General features: G+C 62.8%; 13 protein-coding genes. 5 read left to right on the top strand and 8 right to left on the bottom strand.

Features of this window, described 5'->3' with window-relative positions; translation table 11 throughout:
- Positions 1-5: 5 nt before the first annotated feature.
- The 6 genes from AC1MEK_RS00425 to AC1MEK_RS00400 form a co-directional block, all read right to left on the bottom strand.
- Complete coding sequence (locus AC1MEK_RS00425; RefSeq protein WP_480394280.1) at positions 6-875, bottom strand: TIGR03915 family putative DNA repair protein; 870 nt, start codon at positions 873-875, stop codon at positions 6-8.
- Positions 872-2,092: a putative DNA modification/repair radical SAM protein gene (locus AC1MEK_RS00420; protein WP_480394279.1), complete on the bottom strand. Its 1,221-nt coding sequence runs from the start codon at positions 2,090-2,092 to the stop codon at positions 872-874. Before AC1MEK_RS00420 ends, AC1MEK_RS00425 begins: the two co-directional genes overlap by 4 nt.
- A 172-nt stretch (positions 2,093-2,264) precedes the next feature.
- On the bottom strand, positions 2,265-2,918 hold the full coding sequence (locus AC1MEK_RS00415; RefSeq protein ID WP_480394278.1) for an HAD family hydrolase: 654 nt from the start codon (positions 2,916-2,918) through the stop codon (positions 2,265-2,267).
- Positions 2,919-3,140: 222 nt separating this feature from the next.
- On the bottom strand, positions 3,141-4,094 hold the full coding sequence (locus AC1MEK_RS00410) for a 2-hydroxyacid dehydrogenase (protein ID WP_480394277.1): 954 nt from the start codon (positions 4,092-4,094) through the stop codon (positions 3,141-3,143).
- Positions 4,095-4,171: 77 nt separating this feature from the next.
- Positions 4,172-5,575, bottom strand: a complete 1,404-nt coding sequence (locus AC1MEK_RS00405) for a sodium:solute symporter family protein (protein WP_480394276.1) — start codon at positions 5,573-5,575, stop codon at positions 4,172-4,174.
- Between the two features lie 487 nt (positions 5,576-6,062).
- Positions 6,063-6,608 (bottom strand): cysteine hydrolase family protein, encoded by a 546-nt coding sequence (locus tag AC1MEK_RS00400; RefSeq protein ID WP_480394275.1) that lies wholly within the window; start codon positions 6,606-6,608, stop codon positions 6,063-6,065.
- 94 nt (positions 6,609-6,702) lie between these two features.
- Here AC1MEK_RS00400 and AC1MEK_RS00395 point away from each other — a divergent pair, with 94 nt between their 5' ends.
- The 5 genes from AC1MEK_RS00395 (at position 6,703) to AC1MEK_RS00375 (ending at position 13,685) form a co-directional block, all read left to right on the top strand.
- The gene (locus AC1MEK_RS00395) at positions 6,703-7,812 is read left to right on the top strand and encodes a DUF1615 domain-containing protein (protein WP_480394274.1); all 1,110 of its coding nucleotides are present in this window, start codon (positions 6,703-6,705) and stop codon (positions 7,810-7,812) included.
- A gap of 136 nt (positions 7,813-7,948) precedes the next feature.
- On the top strand, positions 7,949-8,227 hold the full coding sequence (locus AC1MEK_RS00390; protein ID WP_480394273.1) for a DUF1652 domain-containing protein: 279 nt from the start codon (positions 7,949-7,951) through the stop codon (positions 8,225-8,227).
- Between the two features lie 256 nt (positions 8,228-8,483).
- Positions 8,484-10,739, top strand: coding sequence for an ATP-binding protein (locus AC1MEK_RS00385; protein WP_480394272.1), 2,256 nt, complete (start codon positions 8,484-8,486; stop codon positions 10,737-10,739).
- A gap of 19 nt (positions 10,740-10,758) precedes the next feature.
- Positions 10,759-11,220, top strand: a complete 462-nt coding sequence (locus AC1MEK_RS00380; protein WP_480394271.1) for a response regulator — start codon at positions 10,759-10,761, stop codon at positions 11,218-11,220.
- Positions 11,221-11,288: 68 nt separating this feature from the next.
- Positions 11,289-13,685 carry a response regulator gene (locus tag AC1MEK_RS00375; RefSeq protein ID WP_480394270.1) on the top strand — a complete coding sequence of 799 codons (2,397 nt, stop codon included), beginning with the start codon at positions 11,289-11,291 and terminating at the stop codon, positions 13,683-13,685.
- Positions 13,686-13,843: 158 nt separating this feature from the next.
- Here AC1MEK_RS00375 and AC1MEK_RS00370 read toward each other — a convergent pair whose 3' ends face one another.
- Complete coding sequence (locus AC1MEK_RS00370; protein ID WP_480394269.1) at positions 13,844-14,185, bottom strand: FKBP-type peptidyl-prolyl cis-trans isomerase; 342 nt, start codon at positions 14,183-14,185, stop codon at positions 13,844-13,846.
- Positions 14,186-14,321: 136 nt separating this feature from the next.
- The gene (locus AC1MEK_RS00365) at positions 14,322-15,905 is read right to left on the bottom strand and encodes an aldehyde dehydrogenase (NADP(+)) (RefSeq protein ID WP_480394268.1); all 1,584 of its coding nucleotides are present in this window, start codon (positions 15,903-15,905) and stop codon (positions 14,322-14,324) included.
- Between the last annotated feature and the right edge of the window lie 102 nt (positions 15,906-16,007).

Genomic DNA, 16,007 nt, shown 5'->3' with positions numbered 1-16,007 from the left:
ACGGCTTATCGGTTCGCCCGAATCACTTTGCCCCGACGCTCGGCGATCTGCCGCGCCTGACCATCCCGCTGTTTCCCGGTACGAGCCTCACTGATTAGCGCCGGAATCAACGGCCCCTCCGGCAGGTTTTTCCAGAACCGTGTCGGCAGATGGCCCTGCATCACCTTGGGATTGAGCCGAGCCGGGTTGAAGATGTGGCTGTAGTAGGTCAGCCACAGTTCGCCATGGGGATCTTCAGCGTTGCGCGCCAGATTTTTCCAGGCCTCAGGGCACTCTCGCCGGTGAATCAGTTGTTCGCCGTCGTAGAACACGCCATCGCGGGGCGTGGCAATCATCCAGCGGTGCCGGCCCATGCGGCCGATAAAGTGCTCGCTGGCTGAACGCAGGATGTCGTGGGCCGGCTCGTGCCAGGCCACGAACTCCGGCAACCTGCTGGTTTCCAGCAGCGCCGCCTTCACTTCCAGATCTTTGCCGTGTCCGGCATCGGGCAGGGCGATAAAGCGCAGAAACGCATGCAGATGGTGCGCTTCGCGGCTGACCCGCTTGAGCCTTCTGTGCAGTTCGCTGCCCAGTTTGTCTCCCGCCAGCATGGCCGTGCGGTCGCCATGGCTGACCCGCCACAACACCTCATACAACAAACTCCAACGCTGTTCGCCGCAATACTGGGCGGCATTTTGCAAGAGCTCAAGCAAGGCCAGAGGCACCCGCGCCTGAAACGGGCCGGGCGTTTGCGAGCAGGGTTGCTCCGAGGCGAACAGGTCGGCATCTTCAGCCACGCTCCAGCTCACCTGATCAGGGTCGACTTGATGGCTCAACAGCCAGCGCGCCTGCTGGCGCCACACCTCGAACTGGTCGTCGCAATCGAGAATGATCATGCCCACAACGCCATTTGCTGGGGTTGTGGTCGGTCACGCAGTTGCTCGCGCAATGCCACGCTGGAGTTTTCCGCCTGCCGCGGATGGTAGTCGCTGGTGATGATGAAGGGCTTGGCCTTGGCCAGCACGCAGCGCAGCCGCGTGAGGTCCTCATAGCGGATCCGCCGCTCGCGACGCAGTTCGATCAGCCGCTTGGTGGTGCGGATGCCGATACCCGGGATGCGCGCGATCAGTGCAGGTTCGGCGCGGTTCAGGTCCAGCGGAAACACCTCGCGATGCTCCAGCGCCCAGGCCAGTTTCGGGTCGATGTCCAGCGCCAGATGGCCGGGGCCCGACAGCAACTCGCCAGCCTTGTAGCCATAACCGCGCAGCAGGAAATCGGCCTGATACAGACGGTGCTCGCGCAACAGCGGCGGGGCGGCCAGCGGCACGCTTTTCGGGCTGTTGGGGATGGGGCTGAACGCCGAGTAATAGACGCGCTTGAGCCGGTAGTCGCCGTACAACGATTCAGCAGTGTGCAGCAGGGTACTGTCGTCGGTTTCATCCGCGCCGACGATCATCTGCGTGCTTTGCCCGGCCGGCGTGAAGCGCGGCGCCCTGGGTTCGTTGAGAATGGTCTGCTGGCCGGTGTAGATGGTGTTCATGGCCTGCTTGATCGAGCCCATTTCCTTTTCCGGGGCCAGCGTCTGCAGGCCGGCCTGGGTCGGCAGTTCGATGTTCACGCTCAGGCGGTCGGCATAACGCCCGGCTTCTTCGATCAGTGCCGGATCGGCCTCGGGGATGGTCTTGAGGTGGATGTAGCCGCGAAACTCATGCTCCTCGCGCAGCAGCTTGGCAACGCGCACCAGTTGCTCCATGGTGTAGTCCGCCGAGCGGATGATGCCGGAGCTGAGAAACAGGCCGCTGACGCAATTGCGTCGGTAGAAATCCAGGGTCAGGGTGACCACTTCTTCAGGGCTGAAACGCGCACGAGGCACGTCGCTGGAGCGGCGATTGACGCAGTACTGGCAGTCGTACAGGCAGAAGTTGGTCAGCAGGATTTTCAGCAGCGAGACGCAACGCCCGTCAGGCGTGTAGCTGTGGCAGATGCCCATGCCGGTGCTATTTCCAAGCCCGGATTTGCCTTCAGAGCTGCGTTTGGGCGCGGCGCTGCTGGCGCAGGAGGCGTCGTACTTGGCGGCGTCGGCGAGGATGCTCAGCTTGTCGATCAGCTGCATGGGGATTCTCGGTACTGTTTTTATATACAGTATCGAGTTGTGCCGCGACGGACAAGCGTCGAATGGATGGATTTTTTCCCAGCCGATGAAAGCCCGTCGTAGCAGCACGGTTTGCCGGCGAGTTGTCCGTAAGATCGCCCCGCGGGCAAGCCCGGCTGCTACGAAAAGCGAATCATGCCTGGCCGATCCGCTGCACCAGCTCCTTCAACTCGCCAAAATTTTTCACCCGATGAAAATTCGCGTGGTCGAAGAACGGCGAAAAATCGGTGTCATGGCCATACCCGGCCACTTGCGCACCCGCGCCAAGACCGGCTTCAACGCCGGGCACGCTGTCTTCCACCAGCAGGCATTCCTCGGGTTTGAGGCCCAGCAACTCCGCGGCGTGTTCGATCAGCACCGGGGAGGGCTTCCACGCCTGGACTTCATAGGCGCTGACGATCAGCCCATGAAACACATCCAGCAGGCCTACCGTGCTCAGGCAGGTCTCGATCTTGCTGCGCGGGCCGTTGGAGGCCACGCATTTGGGCAGCGACAGGCCGCGCACGAACTCCACTGCGCCGGGCATTTCTTCCAGGCGCTCCTGCAGCAAGGGCAGGGTGCGGGCGCGGAAGCTGTTGACGATTTCCAGGTTTGGCAGCCAGGGGTAATCGCGGCACAGGCCTTCCATGCACAGGGCGAACTGCACGCCACGGAAACGGCTCAGGACTTGGTCCAGGCTCAGCGAAACCTCGTGTTCCTGCAGAATGTCGCGCAAAAGCCCGGCAGCCAGCCGCTCGCTGTCGACCAGGGTTCCATCGCAATCAAAAATGACACCGGCAATGTTCAAGCAGGATTCTCCCGGATGGGCCCATGAGGGCTTGATGATCGTAATGGGGCGGTTGGACCGGCATTATCCGGAAAAGTTGGCGGGCAGGGGTGAAGACCGATCTACGGTCGGGATGCGTCACGAGTCTTGTGTGAACCGCGGACCGTAGCAGCCGGGCTTGCCTGCGGGAGCGATCTTGAGGATGTCCGCGCCGGCAAGCCGTACTGCTACGTGCTGCGAGTCTTACAACGAAACCGGCGTCACCAGGGTGCCATCTTCGAAGTACTGGCTGACATTGGCAAACACCAGGTCCGCCATCGCCTGACGGGTCTCCACCGTGCCGCTGCCAATGTGCGGGGTGAGCACCACGTTGTCCAGCGTCATCAGTTCGGCCGGGACATTGGGCTCGTCTTCGAACACGTCCAGGCCGGCGCCGGCGATTTCGCCTTCCAGCAGCGAAGCGATCAGCGCCTGCTCATCAACCACAGAACCGCGGGCGACGTTGATCAGGTACGACTTGGAGCCCAGTGCCTTGAGTACGTCACGGTTGATCAGGCGTTCGGTTTCCAGGCCGCCCGGCACGATCACCACCAGGTAGTCCGACGCCTTGGCCAGCGCCTGCAGATCGTCGTAATGGGTGTAGGACACGTCCGAATACGCCTGGCCGCGACGGTAGTAGGCGATGTTCATGTCAAAGCCGGCGGCACGTTTGGCGATGGTCTTGCCGATCTTGCCCAGACCGACGATGCCGCAGGTCTTGCCGCACAGATCGTTGCCCAGCGGGAATTTGCCTTTGGTCCATTTGCCGGCGCGCACGAAACGCTCGGCTTCGCTGATGCGCCGGGAGACGCACAGCATCAGCGCCAGCGCGGTTTCCGCCACGGCGTTGTTGAGCACGTCCGGGGTGTTGCTCAGCTGGATGCCGCGACGGGCCAGGTAATCGGTGTCATTGGCGTCGTAGCCGACGCCAAAGCTGTTGACCACCTGCAGATTGGGCAGACGATCGAGCAGCGCGTTATCGGTGCCGTAGACGCCGCTGGTGATGACGCCACGGACCTTGCTGGCGTGCTCTGCGGCCCAGGCGTCCAGATCCTTGATTTCCCAGAGGTTGTGAACGTTGAAGTCGCGGTTCAGACCTGCGGTCAGCGAGGCGTGCATAGGTCCCCAGACCAGCACGTCGGCTTTCTTGTCGCTCATTATTTCCTCCTTGTGGCGCGGCCCTGGCCAGATCGAATTGGCGAAAGCCGCACCGGGTTGCACGGGTGAAGACGAAATCAGCCGTTCTTGTTTAACACAGGTTGCGCCTCGGAGCGCCCGGTTTTGAGCAGTTCGGCGATCGCCATGGTCAGCAGCGGGGCGAACAGTGCGAAATAGGAACTGTCGATGCCGTAAGGGTTCCCGGCCAGGAACCAGCCGATGGTGGAGACCACCGACAGGATCACGCCGGCCAGGGCGCCGCGACCGGTGCCGAACTTCGGTGCGTAGAAGCACATCAGCACGATCACCGCCAGGGTGGCGCGCAGGGCTTTGCCGAGGAAAGCGATCAGCAGGATCTTGTCAGCGAACAGCGCCAGGATCAGCGGCAGGAAACCGATGACCACGATGGCCAGGCGAATGAAGATCACCGACTTGCGATCGCTCTTGTCCTTGTTGAAGAACGGGTCGTAGAAGTCTTTGAGCGCCAGGGTCGCCGAGGCCAGGGTGTTGGCCGAGATGCCACCGAACAGCGCGCCGGCCAGTCCGATCACCACCAGGCTGGCGGAGAAGGTGGGCATGTGGGCGATCAGGGCAGGGAAGGCGTCGATGGATCTGATGCCCGGGTACAGGTAGGCACTGGCCATGCCGATCAGCGCGGCCATGATGCCGAACGGGATCATCAGCGACGACACGTAGAAGCACGCGCGTTTGGCCGTCTTGTGATCCTGGGTGCTGACCAGCGCCTGAATCACGTACTGGGTGGCGAAGATCGAACCGATGCCGCCAATCATCCAGGCGAAAATCTGGCCCCAGCCCACACCGGTGAAGTCGAACATTTTCGCAGGCAGATTGGCCTGCATCACGCTGATACCCCCGGTGGCGTTCAAGGCAAACGCCAGGGCCAGCACGATACCGACGTACTTGATCACCGCGTGGGCGAAGTTGGTATAGACCACCGAACGCATGCCGCCGACGCTGACATAGAACACCGTGATCACGCCCACCAGCAGGATCGCCAGGGTCTTGTCGATGTTCAGCACCGCGGCCAGCACCGCGCCGCCGCTGGCGTACAACGCCACCGAGACGATGCTTAATGCGCAGATGGTCAGGACCGACGCCGCGTAGCGGGTGCCCTGGCCGTAGTTCTGGGCGAGGATGCCGGAAATGGTGTTGAGGCCGGTCTCGCGATATTTCTTGGCCAGCACCAGTGCCAGCAGCAAGAAACCCATCGATAGCGCGACCAGATTCCAGGCCGCGGAAATCCCGGCTTCAAAGCCTTTCTGTGCGGTGCCGATGCTGACTGAACTGCCGATGAACTCGGACAGCAACAGGGCGCCGATCAGGAAGGGCGGAAAGCTGCGGCCGCCCCCGGTGAATCCGTCACTGCTCTTGGCGTGTTTGCGCACGCTGTAGCCGATATAGGACATGACGATGAAGTAGCCGGCGGTCAGACAAAGGATGATTGTTATTCTTGGGTCCATGTTCTCTCCGTACCCCATATGCAGGGTGCGTGGATGGCGGTCTTATAGAGTGTGCCGTGCAGAAGTGCGCTGATGTCAGACGACAATCCGCTGCAGGCGTGGGTCACGCAAGCGTTGGGCGTTATCGGGTGATCAGCGTCTCGGGTGTCTCGGCGGTGAGCCTAACCCGCATTGCAGAGAGGTTGGATGTGAGGCGTGGATGGAGCTGGGGTGTGTGGATCTTGTCATTTTTATTAGAGGCTCGTGATTAACGTTGGGGAAGCAACTCAATACGAAGCAGTCGTTATACGTCATCGTACAACGCTAGGCAATCGTACGCTTGCGGGGACGTGAATCAAGTGCCGTTGATCGTGGGGAGGAGTAACCGGGGAATGATTGGCGGCATTGTGGCGAAACTCGGCGTAGCAGTCCGGCTTGCCGGCGACGGCGACCTTGAAATCGCTGCCGCCGGCAAGCCGGACTGCTACGGGGGGATCATTTGAAAAATTCAACCCATCAACGCATCGGTGGCAACCACCTCGGCATAGGCAAACCCCAGCGCTGCCATGTACGCCGCATGGGCCTGGGCGGCAGGAATCACGGTGCCGTTGAATTCCAGGTCCTTGGTCGCGCAGGCGTCATGCACCACCCTGACTTTGTAACCCAGATCCGCCGCCGCGCGGGTGGTGGCGTCGATGCACATGTGGCTCATGGAACCGACCACGGTGACGTTCTCCACGCCCTCGTTCTTGAGCAGTTCGTGCAGGCGGGTTTCGCGAAATGAATTGGGAAAGTGCTTGAGCAGCACGTTTTCGTCCGGCAGGTTCGCCACCTTCGGGTGCAGGTTGGCGCCCTCGGAGCCGGGGGTGAAAAACGGCGCGTCGTCGCTGGTGAACTCATGGCGGATATGCACCACCAGGTCCCCCGCCTGGCGCGAGGCCTGGAGCACTCTGGCGGCGTTGTCGGCAGCGGCATCGGCGCCCACCAGCGGCCATTTTCCGCCGGGGAAGTAATCGTTCTGGATGTCGACGAGAATCAGTGCGGATCTGGACATGTCATGCTCCTGGTTGGCGTGCAGTGGCGTCAGGTTGTGCGGGACCGGCCTCAAAGCATAGGCTGCGCCGATGTCCAGCGAGGAAAACCGAACCATGAGCGTAGAACGGTCCGCGAAAACCGGCCTGACGATACTGTTAGCGTTTTTGGCCGGTTGCGCCGCCCAGCGCAATCAGGCACCCGCGCCGGCGCCTGAGATGGTGCGCAGCGAAATCGTCCGGCTGATGCCCGCCAGCGTCCCTGACCGGCAGGGCTGGGCGACGGACATCTACACGGCATTCGAGACGCAGAAGATCGCGCCGACTGTTGAAAACCTGTGTTCGGTGCTGGCCGTCACCGAGCAGGAATCCAACTACAAGGTCGACCCCGCCGTGCCGGGCATGGGCAAGATCGCCCAGGATGAGATCGACCGCCGGGCCAGCAAGGCGCACATTCCCAATCTGTTGGTGCGCAGTGCGCTGGATATTCGTTCGCCCACCGGCAAGACCTACAACGAACGGCTTAACGCGGCGCGCACCGAGAAAGACCTGAGCCTGATCTTCGATGACTTCATCGGCATGGTGCCGTTGGGGCGGACGCTGTTCGGTACTTTCAACCCGGTGCACACCGCAGGCCCGATGCAGGTCAGCATCGAGTTCGCCGAGCGCCAGGCCCAGGATTATCCCTACAGCGTCGATGGCTCCATCCGCCATGAAGTCTTCACCCGCCGCGGCGGCATGTATTTCGGCATCGCCCATTTGCTGGGCTACCCGGTCAGCTATGACAAGCCGGTGTTTCGCTTCGCCGATTTCAACGCCGGCTGGTACGCCAGCCGCAACGCGGCGTTTCAAAGCGCGGTGGCGCGGCTTTCCGGCAAACGCCTGGCGCTGGATGGCGACCTGATCGCCTACGGTTTCGGGCCTTCGTTGGGACAAACCGAACTGGCGGTGCGCAGCCTGCACACGCAACTGGGCATGCGCAACACCACCATCCGCAGCCAGCTGGAGAAGGGCGAGACCCAGGCTTTCGAAGACACCGACCTGTACAAACAGGTGTTCGCGCTGGCCGACAAGGCCGCCGGCAAGCCGCTGCCCCGGGCGATCCTGCCGGGCATCGTGCTGGAGAGCCCCAAGATCACCCGCAAGCTGACCACCGCCTGGTTTGCCCAGCGGGTCGAAGAGCGTAGGGTGCGCTGCATGGGCCGGGCCTCCGGAGCGCTCAAATAGGCCTCGCATCTGTGAGCCAGTGCACAGCGCGGTGACGCTGCAGATGGCGGGGTAAAAACCCCGACTACACTGGCTTATCGGTCTGAGTGCAGAGGGAAAGGCTGCGCTCGGCTTAGACCTACAAGGAGGTGTCGCGATGCTGTTCACACCCGAATTGCGCAGGACCCTGGAAAGCGCTTTTGTGCCATTGGCCTGCGAGTGCACCGTCAGGCCGGGCGGTACGTTGATGGTCAGGATCTTCGACCCGGACACCGGCAGGGTGGCGATGCTGGTCGAAGAACTGTCCATCACTCACCTGACCACCATCCGCGCGGTCGCCGAACTGATTGCCGAATTGCGCTACGACCTGCGCACCTGCGCCACGCCGTTCGGTTCTTCACCGCTGTCGCTGAACGCTGCCAGCCAGACGGGTTGACGCTCATCGGGCCGGCTGGTTTCGCCTGCAACTTCGTCGAACTCGGCGCGAGGGCGCCTGTCCTTATTTTCAGACGCAGGTTTTCAGAGACTGATCCCGGGCCGGGCGTGGCGACGACCCGCACATCGCTCGATCTAATCCATGCCAGCGCCTGTGATATTTGTTACTGTTCGCGCCAATTCATCGAGTGCCTACGCAAGGCATACACCGTTGGCGCTGCCCGAAAGGCGCGCAGGATGGTGAAGGAGACCCCGTTTTGACCCTCAGCCAGGAACTCCATCAGAGCGCGATCGACAACTGCGCCCGTGAGCCGATCCAGATTCCCGGCAGCATCCAGCCCCAGGGTTTTCTGCTGGTCATCGACGAAACGACGATGACTGTCGTGCAGGTCAGTGCCAACGTTGCCAGCTGGCTGGGCCTTGAGCCTGCGGTGCTGCTCGGCGCCGATCTGCAGGACGTCTTCGACAACTGCCAGGGTTTGCTGATGCGCCTGGCCGCCTTGCACGAGGACGATCAGAATCCGTTCCACGTTGGCGATGTGAAATTCCTCAAAGGCAGCCGCGCAGGCCTGCCCATGGCAATGATGGTGCACCGCAACGACCGGGTGCTGATCGCCGAATTCGAACCAGCCAGCGACATGTCCTCGGCCTATGGCAACGTCTACCCGCTGATGCGCGCGTTCATCAGCCAGATGGACGAGGCCGAAAGCATCGACCAGCTGTGTCAGCGCTCGGTGGCCGAGGTCAAGCGAATCACCGGTTTCGGCCGGGTCAAGGCTTACCGCTTCGATGGCGAAGGCAATGGCCTGGTCAACGCGGAAAACGCCGACCCCGGTTACCCCAACTACCTGGGCCTGAGTTTCCCGGCCTCCGACATTCCGGCCCAGGCCCGTGCACTTTATGTGGCCAACCGGATTCGCGTGATCGAGGACGCCAACTACCAGGCCTCGCCGCTGGTGCCGCTGGAGAACCCGGTGACCGGCGCGCCGCTGGACCTGAGCTTCGCCACGTTGCGCAGCGTTTCCCCGGTGCACCTTCAGTACATGCGCAACATGCAGACGCTGGCCTCGATGTCGATTTCCATCGTCGTGCGCGGGCAGTTGTGGGGGCTGATTTCCTGTCATCACGCCTCACCGCGCTCGGTCAGCTTCCAGACCCGCACCGCCTGCGAGCTGCTCGGCAGCGTGTTGTCCCTGCAGATCGAAACCAAAGAGGCTCAGGCCAAGACCCAGCGCATGCTCAGCCTGCGCCGACAGATCGTGCAGATGCTGGCGGCAATGGCCGACCTGGACAGTGTGATCGGCGGCCTGCGTTCGATGCCCGAGGTGTTATTGGCGTTTGTCGAGGCCACTGGCGCGGCGGTGATTTCCGAGTCGACCCTGGATGTCTACGGCGACACCCCTGATCGCGAGCAGATCAAGGCGCTGACCCAGTGGCTGAGCCAGCGCAATGCCCACGAGGTTTTCCAGTCCGACAACGTCGGCCGCGACATTCCCGAACTACCTGAATTGAGCCAGTCGGTCAGCGGCGTGCTGGCCATGGCCATCTCCGAGTTGCATTCGAACTTCATCATCTGGTTCCGCCCCGAGCAGACGCGGGTGGTGAACTGGGCCGGCAAACCGGAAAAAGCCGTCGACGATTCAGGCTCCCTGAGCCCACGTCACAGCTTCGCTCTGTGGCAGGAAACCGTCCGGGGTTTTTCCCGGCCCTGGGACGAGCTGGACACCGAAGGCGTGGTCGAGCTCCGGGCGGCGGTGCTCGGCATCGTGCTACGCAAGGCCGAGGAAATGGCCGCGCTGGCCGAGGAGCTGGAAAAGTCCAACAAGGAACTCGAAGCCTTCTCCTACAGCGTGTCCCACGACCTGCGCGCGCCGCTGCGGCACATCGCAGGCTACGCCGAGCTTTTGAGCGACATCGAGGGCAGCAAACTGTCCGACCGTGGCGTGCGCTTTCTGGAGAACATCGGCGAGTCGGCGCGCTTTGCCGGTACCCTGGTGGACAATCTGCTGAGTTTCTCGCAAATGGGCCGTTCGGCCATGCGTTACTCGCAGGTCGACCTCAACGCCATGGTTGAGGCCATCCGCCGGGAAATGCAGCCGGACTACGAGGGCCGCGATCTGCAATGGCGCATTCCCGAGCCGCTGCCGGTGGTCATCGCCGACGCCGCGTTTTTGCACCTGGCCATGCGCAACCTCTTGTCCAATGCCATCAAGTACAGCCGCAACGAAGCCGCTGCGGTGATCGAGATCGGCAGCTACGAGGAAAACGGCAAGGTCGTGGTGTACATCCGCGACAACGGCGTGGGCTTCGACATGCAGTACGCCGGCAAACTGTTCGGCGTGTTCCAGCGCCTGCACCGCATGGAGGAGTTCGAAGGCACCGGCATTGGCCTGGCCAGCGTGCGCCGCATCATCGAGCGCCACGACGGCTCGGTCTGGGCCCACAGTGAACAGGGCCAGGGCGCCACTTTCTATTTCGCGCTGCCTAAACGCAGCCTGACCGTATCCATTTGAGTGTCCAAGGAGACGCCCAATGCTCAAACCCATTCTTCTGGTCGAAGACAATCCCAACGACCTGGAGCTGACCCTGGTTGCCCTCGAGCGCAGCCAGTTGGCCAACGAGGTGATCGTCCTGCGTGACGGCGCCGAGGCGCTGGATTACCTGTTTCGCCGCAAGCAATACCAGGACCGCGATGCGGGCAATCCTGCGGTGTTGCTGCTCGATCTTAAGCTGCCGAAACTCGATGGTCTTGAGGTTCTCAAGGCGATTCGCGAGAGCGAGGAGCTGCGCAGTATTCCGGTGGTCATGCTGACCTCGTCCCGCGAGGAACCGGACCTGCAACGGGCTTATGCATTGGGAGTGAACGCTTACGTGGTCAAACCGGTCGAATTCAAGGAATTCGTCTCGGCAATCTCCGATCTCGGGGTTTTCTGGGCCGTTCTCAACGAGCCGCCGCCTGGCTCTCTGCGCCTGACGCGTCGTCCCGGCTCCTGACCGGGCTCTGCGCAGCAACGCATCGATTGCCGGCGGCGGGGACCGTTCAACACCATTGACGATTATCCATGCCGCCATCGCTGCTCAAATTGCTGCTGGTCGAAGACAGCCCCCACGACGCTGAGTTGACGTTGCTGACCCTGGAGAGCAGTGGGCTGAAGATCGACGCCACGCTGGTCTACACCCACCAGGACGTGGAGCGCGAACTGCTGGCCCGGCGCTTCGACCTGATCCTGAGCGATTACCTGCTGCCCGGTTCATCCGGCGCCGAAGTGCTCGACACGGCGCTGCGGGTGGCGCCGCAAACCCCCTTCATCTTTTTGTCCGGCATTTTCGGCGAGCAGCATGCGGTCGAAATGATGCGCATGGGCGCCATCGACTACGTGCTCAAGCAGAACCTGAAAATGCTGCCCAAGGCGGTCAACCGTGCCGTGTCCGAGGTGCGCGAGCGGGAGAAGCGCCTGCGCGCCGAGCAGACGCTGCAGGACGCCGAAGTCCGCGCCCATCTGGCCATCGAAGCGGCGGACATGGGCGTGTGGACCTACGACCCGCGCACCGAAACCCTGCTCTGGGACGAACGCTGCAAGACCCTCTATGAACTGCCGCCCGAGGCGCAGGTGAGCATGGCGTTCATGTTCTCGCGCTGCCACCCGGACGACCGCGACGTGCTGCAGAGCAAAGTCATGGCGGCGCTGACCGCCGACACCGGTTTTCAGATCGAACATCGCCTGCTGGTCAAGGGGGACGAAGAGCGCTGGGTGTTCTCCAACGGCCGATCGATGTTCGAGAACGGCAAATGCGTGCGCTTCACCGGCGTCATGCAGGACATCAGCGAACGCAAGCGTGCGTCCCAGGCGCTGCAGCAACTCAATGAAATCCTCGGCGAGCGCGTGGTGCAGCGCACCCGCGAGCGCGACCGCACCTGGGAGTTGTCCCGCGAACTATTAGGCGTATTGCGCCTGGACATGACGCCGATCGCGCTGAACCCGGCCTGGGAGGCGACCCTGGGTTTCAAGCGCGCCGAATTTACTGCTCAGGGGCTGCGCGAGCTGATTCACCCGGAAGATCTGGTCGCTACCCTGCGCGAGACCGCCAGCGTCGCCGAAGGCAACGTCACCACGCGCTTCGTCAATCGCATGCGTCACGCCGAAGGCAGTTTTCGCTGGCTGTCGTGGACCATCGTGCCCGACGAAGGCCTGATGTACGCCGCCGTGCGCGACATCACCAGCGAGCGGGCAGTGGTGGACGAACTGGCGGCCACCAACAAGCGCCTTCGCGACCAGATTCGTGAACGCGAACGGGTAGAGGCGGCGCTGCAGCAGATGCAGCGGCTGGAGGTGGTCGGGCAGCTGACGGCCGGGGTCGCCCACGACTTCAACAACCTGCTCACGGTCATCCTGACCAGCGCCAACTTCCTCACCCGGGATCTGGAAAAAGGCGTGTTCACCAAATCGCCGCAGCGCTTGCAGAACATTCGCGAGGCGGGCGAGCGCGGGGCCAAGCTCACCAGCCAACTGCTGTCGTTCTCAAGACGTCAGCGCCTGGAACCGGTGGCCTTGAGCCTGAACGACACCATCGGCGGCATGCGCGAGCTGCTGGGGCGGGCACTGGGCGGTAGCGTCTGGGTTGAAACGAATCTGGCCGAGGACCTGTGGAGCGCGCTGGTCGACCCGACACAGACCGAGATGATCATCCTCAATCTGGCAATCAACGCCCGGGACGCCATGGCGTCGGGCGGGCAGCTGCGCCTGAGCACCTGGAACCAGATTGTCTATCGCCTGCCGCAACGGCCCGAAGATCCGGATCCTGGTGCTTACGTGGTGCTGGCGGTCAGCGACTCGGGCTGCGGGATGAGCGAGGAAGTGCTGGCCAAGGCCTTCGAGCCGTTCTTCACCACCAAGGCGGTGGGCAAGGGCTCGGGGCTTGGATTGGCACAGGTGTTCGGTTTTGCCAAGCAATCCGGTGGCGGGGTGAGCATCGAAACCGCCGAGAATGTCGGGACCACCATCAAGGTCTACCTGCCCAGCATCGCCCAGACCGCCGTGGCGACGGTCAGCCAGTCGGACATGCCCGGCCACGCCGAGGCGTGCGACTTGCACCGCACCATCTTGCTGGTGGACGACGACCCCGACGTACGCTCGGTGACCTCGATGATGCTCAGCTCACTGGGCTATTCGGTGGTCGAAGCCGACAGCGGCCACGACGCGCTGAAAAAGGCCGACACCGGCATCGACCTGGTCCTCACCGATTTCGCCATGCCCAACATGACCGGTGCCGAATTGTCCGAACAGCTCAAGCGCGATCACCCGGAGCTGCCGGTGATGTTCATCACCGGCTTTGCCGACATCGACATTCTGGACGTGGACCAGCAGTTGATCGTGCAAAAGCCCTACAAGGAAGAAGAACTGGCGCGCAAGCTGTCGCGGGTGCTGGCCAGATCGACCAGCACAGCCACGATCCCGTAGCAGTCCGGCTTGCCGGCGATAGCGTTGGCGCGGTCAGATCGATGGTGTGGGAGCCGGCTTGCTGGCGAATGTGGCCGATCAATCAACATCGATGTTGGATGAGACATCGCATTCGCCAGCAAGCCGGCTCCCACAGGTTGACGTTCGCAGGTACTGCCTCAATCGTCCCGCGTCAACACTTCCAGCAATTCAATCTCGAAAATCAGGTTCGAATTGGGCGTGATATGCGCACCCATGGAGCGTTCGCCGTAGCCCAGGTGCGCAGGCACCCGCAATGTGCGCTTGCCGCCCACCTTCATCCCCATCAGCCCGATGTCCCACCCTTTAATGACCCGCCCGGTGCCAATCACGCACTGAAACGGCTTGCCCCGTTGCCAGGAGGAGTCGAACACCGTGCCGTCTTCCAGGGTGCCGGTGTACTGGGTGGTGATCAGTGCGCCCTTGACCGCAGCCTTGCCGGTGCCTTCCAGCAAGTCGATGATCTGTAATTCGTCGTTCATGTCAGTATCCATCACTGCATCTATTGCCACGCCTGCGATGCTAATGGCGCCTGCCAGCGCTGGCAATCGCCCATGAAAAAACGGCGCGTCCCGCAAAGGACGCGCCGTTTTTCAGTTCAGCACTACCGCACGATCATCAAGCGATGACGTCGGTGCTCCACTCGCCGTTGACCAGGCGCTTGAGGCCCAGCGGGTTGGCGTTCTGCAGAGCGGCCGGCAGCAGGCTGTCCGGGTAGTTCTGGTAGCAGACCGGGCGCAGGAAGCGGTCGATCGCCAGGGTGCCGACGGAAGTACCGCGCGCGTCGGACGTCGCCGGGTACGGGCCACCGTGGACCATGGCGTCGCAGACTTCAACGCCGGTCGGGTAGCCGTTGACCAGGATGCGGCCGACTTTTTCTTCCAGCACCGGCACCAGCCACTGGTACTTCTGCAGGTCGGCGGTTTCACCGATCAGGGTTGCGGTCAGCTGACCACGCAGGGCCAGCAGCGCGGCCTTGAGTTGGGCGTCGTCCGCCACTTCGATCAGCAGGGTGGTCGGGCCGAACACTTCTTCCTGCAGCAGCTCGTCGCCATTGAGCAGCATGCTCACGTCAGCCTTGAACAGCTGCGCCTGAGCCTGACGACCTTCCTGCGGCTTGCCGGCCAGGTGAGTGACGCTCGGGTGCGCCAGCAGTTTCTGCACGCCCTTGCTGTAGCTGCGCAGGCCGCCTTCGTTGAGCATGGTTTGCGGCGCCTGGCCACCCATGTGCTCCTTGAGCTGCTCGGTGAACGCGGTCAGGGCAGGGGATGCGATACCGATCACCACGCCCGGGTTGGTGCAGAACTGGCCTGCGCCCATGACCACGGAACCCGCCAGCTCGCCGGCGATGGCAGCGCCACGGGCAGCCAGTGCGCCAGGCAGCAGAACCACCGGGTTGATGCTGGACATCTCGGCGAAGACCGGGATTGGCTCAGGACGGTTGGCGGCCAGTTTGCACAGGGCGTCGCCGCCGTGCAGGGAACCGGTGAAGCCGACGGCCTTGATCGCCGGGTGCTTGACCAGACCTTCGCCGACGCCGCTGCCGAAGATCATGTTGAACACGCCTTTTGGCATGCCGGTTTTCTCGGCAGCGCGGACGATGGCCTGGCCGACCAGGTCGGCAGTGGCCATGTGGCCGCTGTGAGCCTTGACCACCACCGGGCAACCGGCGGCCAGGGCAGACGCGGTGTCACCGCCGGCGGTGGAGAAGGCCAGCGGGAAGTTGCTGGCGCCGAACACGGCCACAGGGCCGACGCCCAGGCGCTGCTGACGCAGGTCGACGCGCGGCAGCGGCTTGCGTTCCGGCAGGGCCAGGTCGATGCGCGCACCGAGGAAGTCGCCACGACGCAGGACCTTGGCGAACAGACGCATCTGGCCGCTGGTGCGACCGCGCTCGCCTTGAATGCGGGCGGCAGGCAGTGCGGTTTCCTGACAGACCAGTGCCACGAAGTCATCACCCAACGCATCCAGCTCGTCAGCGATGGCGTCGAGGAACTCGGCGCGACGGGCAGGGCTCAGTTGGCGGAACTCGCCGAACGCTTCTTTTGCCGCCAGGGCGGCCGCCTCGATTTCGCCGTCGGTGGCCTGGTGAAAGGCGTAGGGCAGCGCTTCTCCGGTAGTGGCATCGAGGCTCTTGTGACGGGCTTCGCCAAGGCCGCTGCGCGCGCCTGCGATGAAGTTCTGGCCGAGAACGTTAGGCATCTGCTTCTCCTGTTATTTTTGGGACGTGTCGATCAGGCCTGGGCCTGAAAGGGAATCGGTGAGTGTGCATGAAGCGTGGCGCCGATGACCAGAAACGGCGGT

It is taken from the genome of Pseudomonas sp. 2, assembly GCF_056627435.1.
Note: the sequence above shows the minus strand (reverse complement) of the source record. Positions and strands in the feature narration are given on the sequence as shown.

What these genes read in the sequence shown, in the direction of transcription:
- AC1MEK_RS00425 (WP_480394280.1), bottom strand. Translation starts at nt 875, where the DNA reads ATGATCATTCTCGATTGCGACGACCAGTTCGAGGTGTGGCGCCAGCAG.
- AC1MEK_RS00420 (WP_480394279.1), bottom strand. Translation starts at nt 2,092, where the DNA reads ATGCAGCTGATCGACAAGCTGAGCATCCTCGCCGACGCCGCCAAGTAC.
- AC1MEK_RS00410 (WP_480394277.1), bottom strand. Translation starts at nt 4,094, where the DNA reads ATGAGCGACAAGAAAGCCGACGTGCTGGTCTGGGGACCTATGCACGCC.
- AC1MEK_RS00405 (WP_480394276.1), bottom strand. Translation starts at nt 5,575, where the DNA reads ATGGACCCAAGAATAACAATCATCCTTTGTCTGACCGCCGGCTACTTC.
- AC1MEK_RS00400 (WP_480394275.1), bottom strand. Translation starts at nt 6,608, where the DNA reads ATGTCCAGATCCGCACTGATTCTCGTCGACATCCAGAACGATTACTTC.
- AC1MEK_RS00395 (WP_480394274.1), top strand. Translation starts at nt 6,703, where the DNA reads ATGAGCGTAGAACGGTCCGCGAAAACCGGCCTGACGATACTGTTAGCG.
- AC1MEK_RS00390 (WP_480394273.1), top strand. Translation starts at nt 7,949, where the DNA reads ATGCTGTTCACACCCGAATTGCGCAGGACCCTGGAAAGCGCTTTTGTG.
- AC1MEK_RS00380 (WP_480394271.1), top strand. Translation starts at nt 10,759, where the DNA reads ATGCTCAAACCCATTCTTCTGGTCGAAGACAATCCCAACGACCTGGAG.
- AC1MEK_RS00375 (WP_480394270.1), top strand. Translation starts at nt 11,289, where the DNA reads ATGCCGCCATCGCTGCTCAAATTGCTGCTGGTCGAAGACAGCCCCCAC.
- AC1MEK_RS00370 (WP_480394269.1), bottom strand. Translation starts at nt 14,185, where the DNA reads ATGAACGACGAATTACAGATCATCGACTTGCTGGAAGGCACCGGCAAG.
- AC1MEK_RS00365 (WP_480394268.1), bottom strand. Translation starts at nt 15,905, where the DNA reads ATGCCTAACGTTCTCGGCCAGAACTTCATCGCAGGCGCGCGCAGCGGC.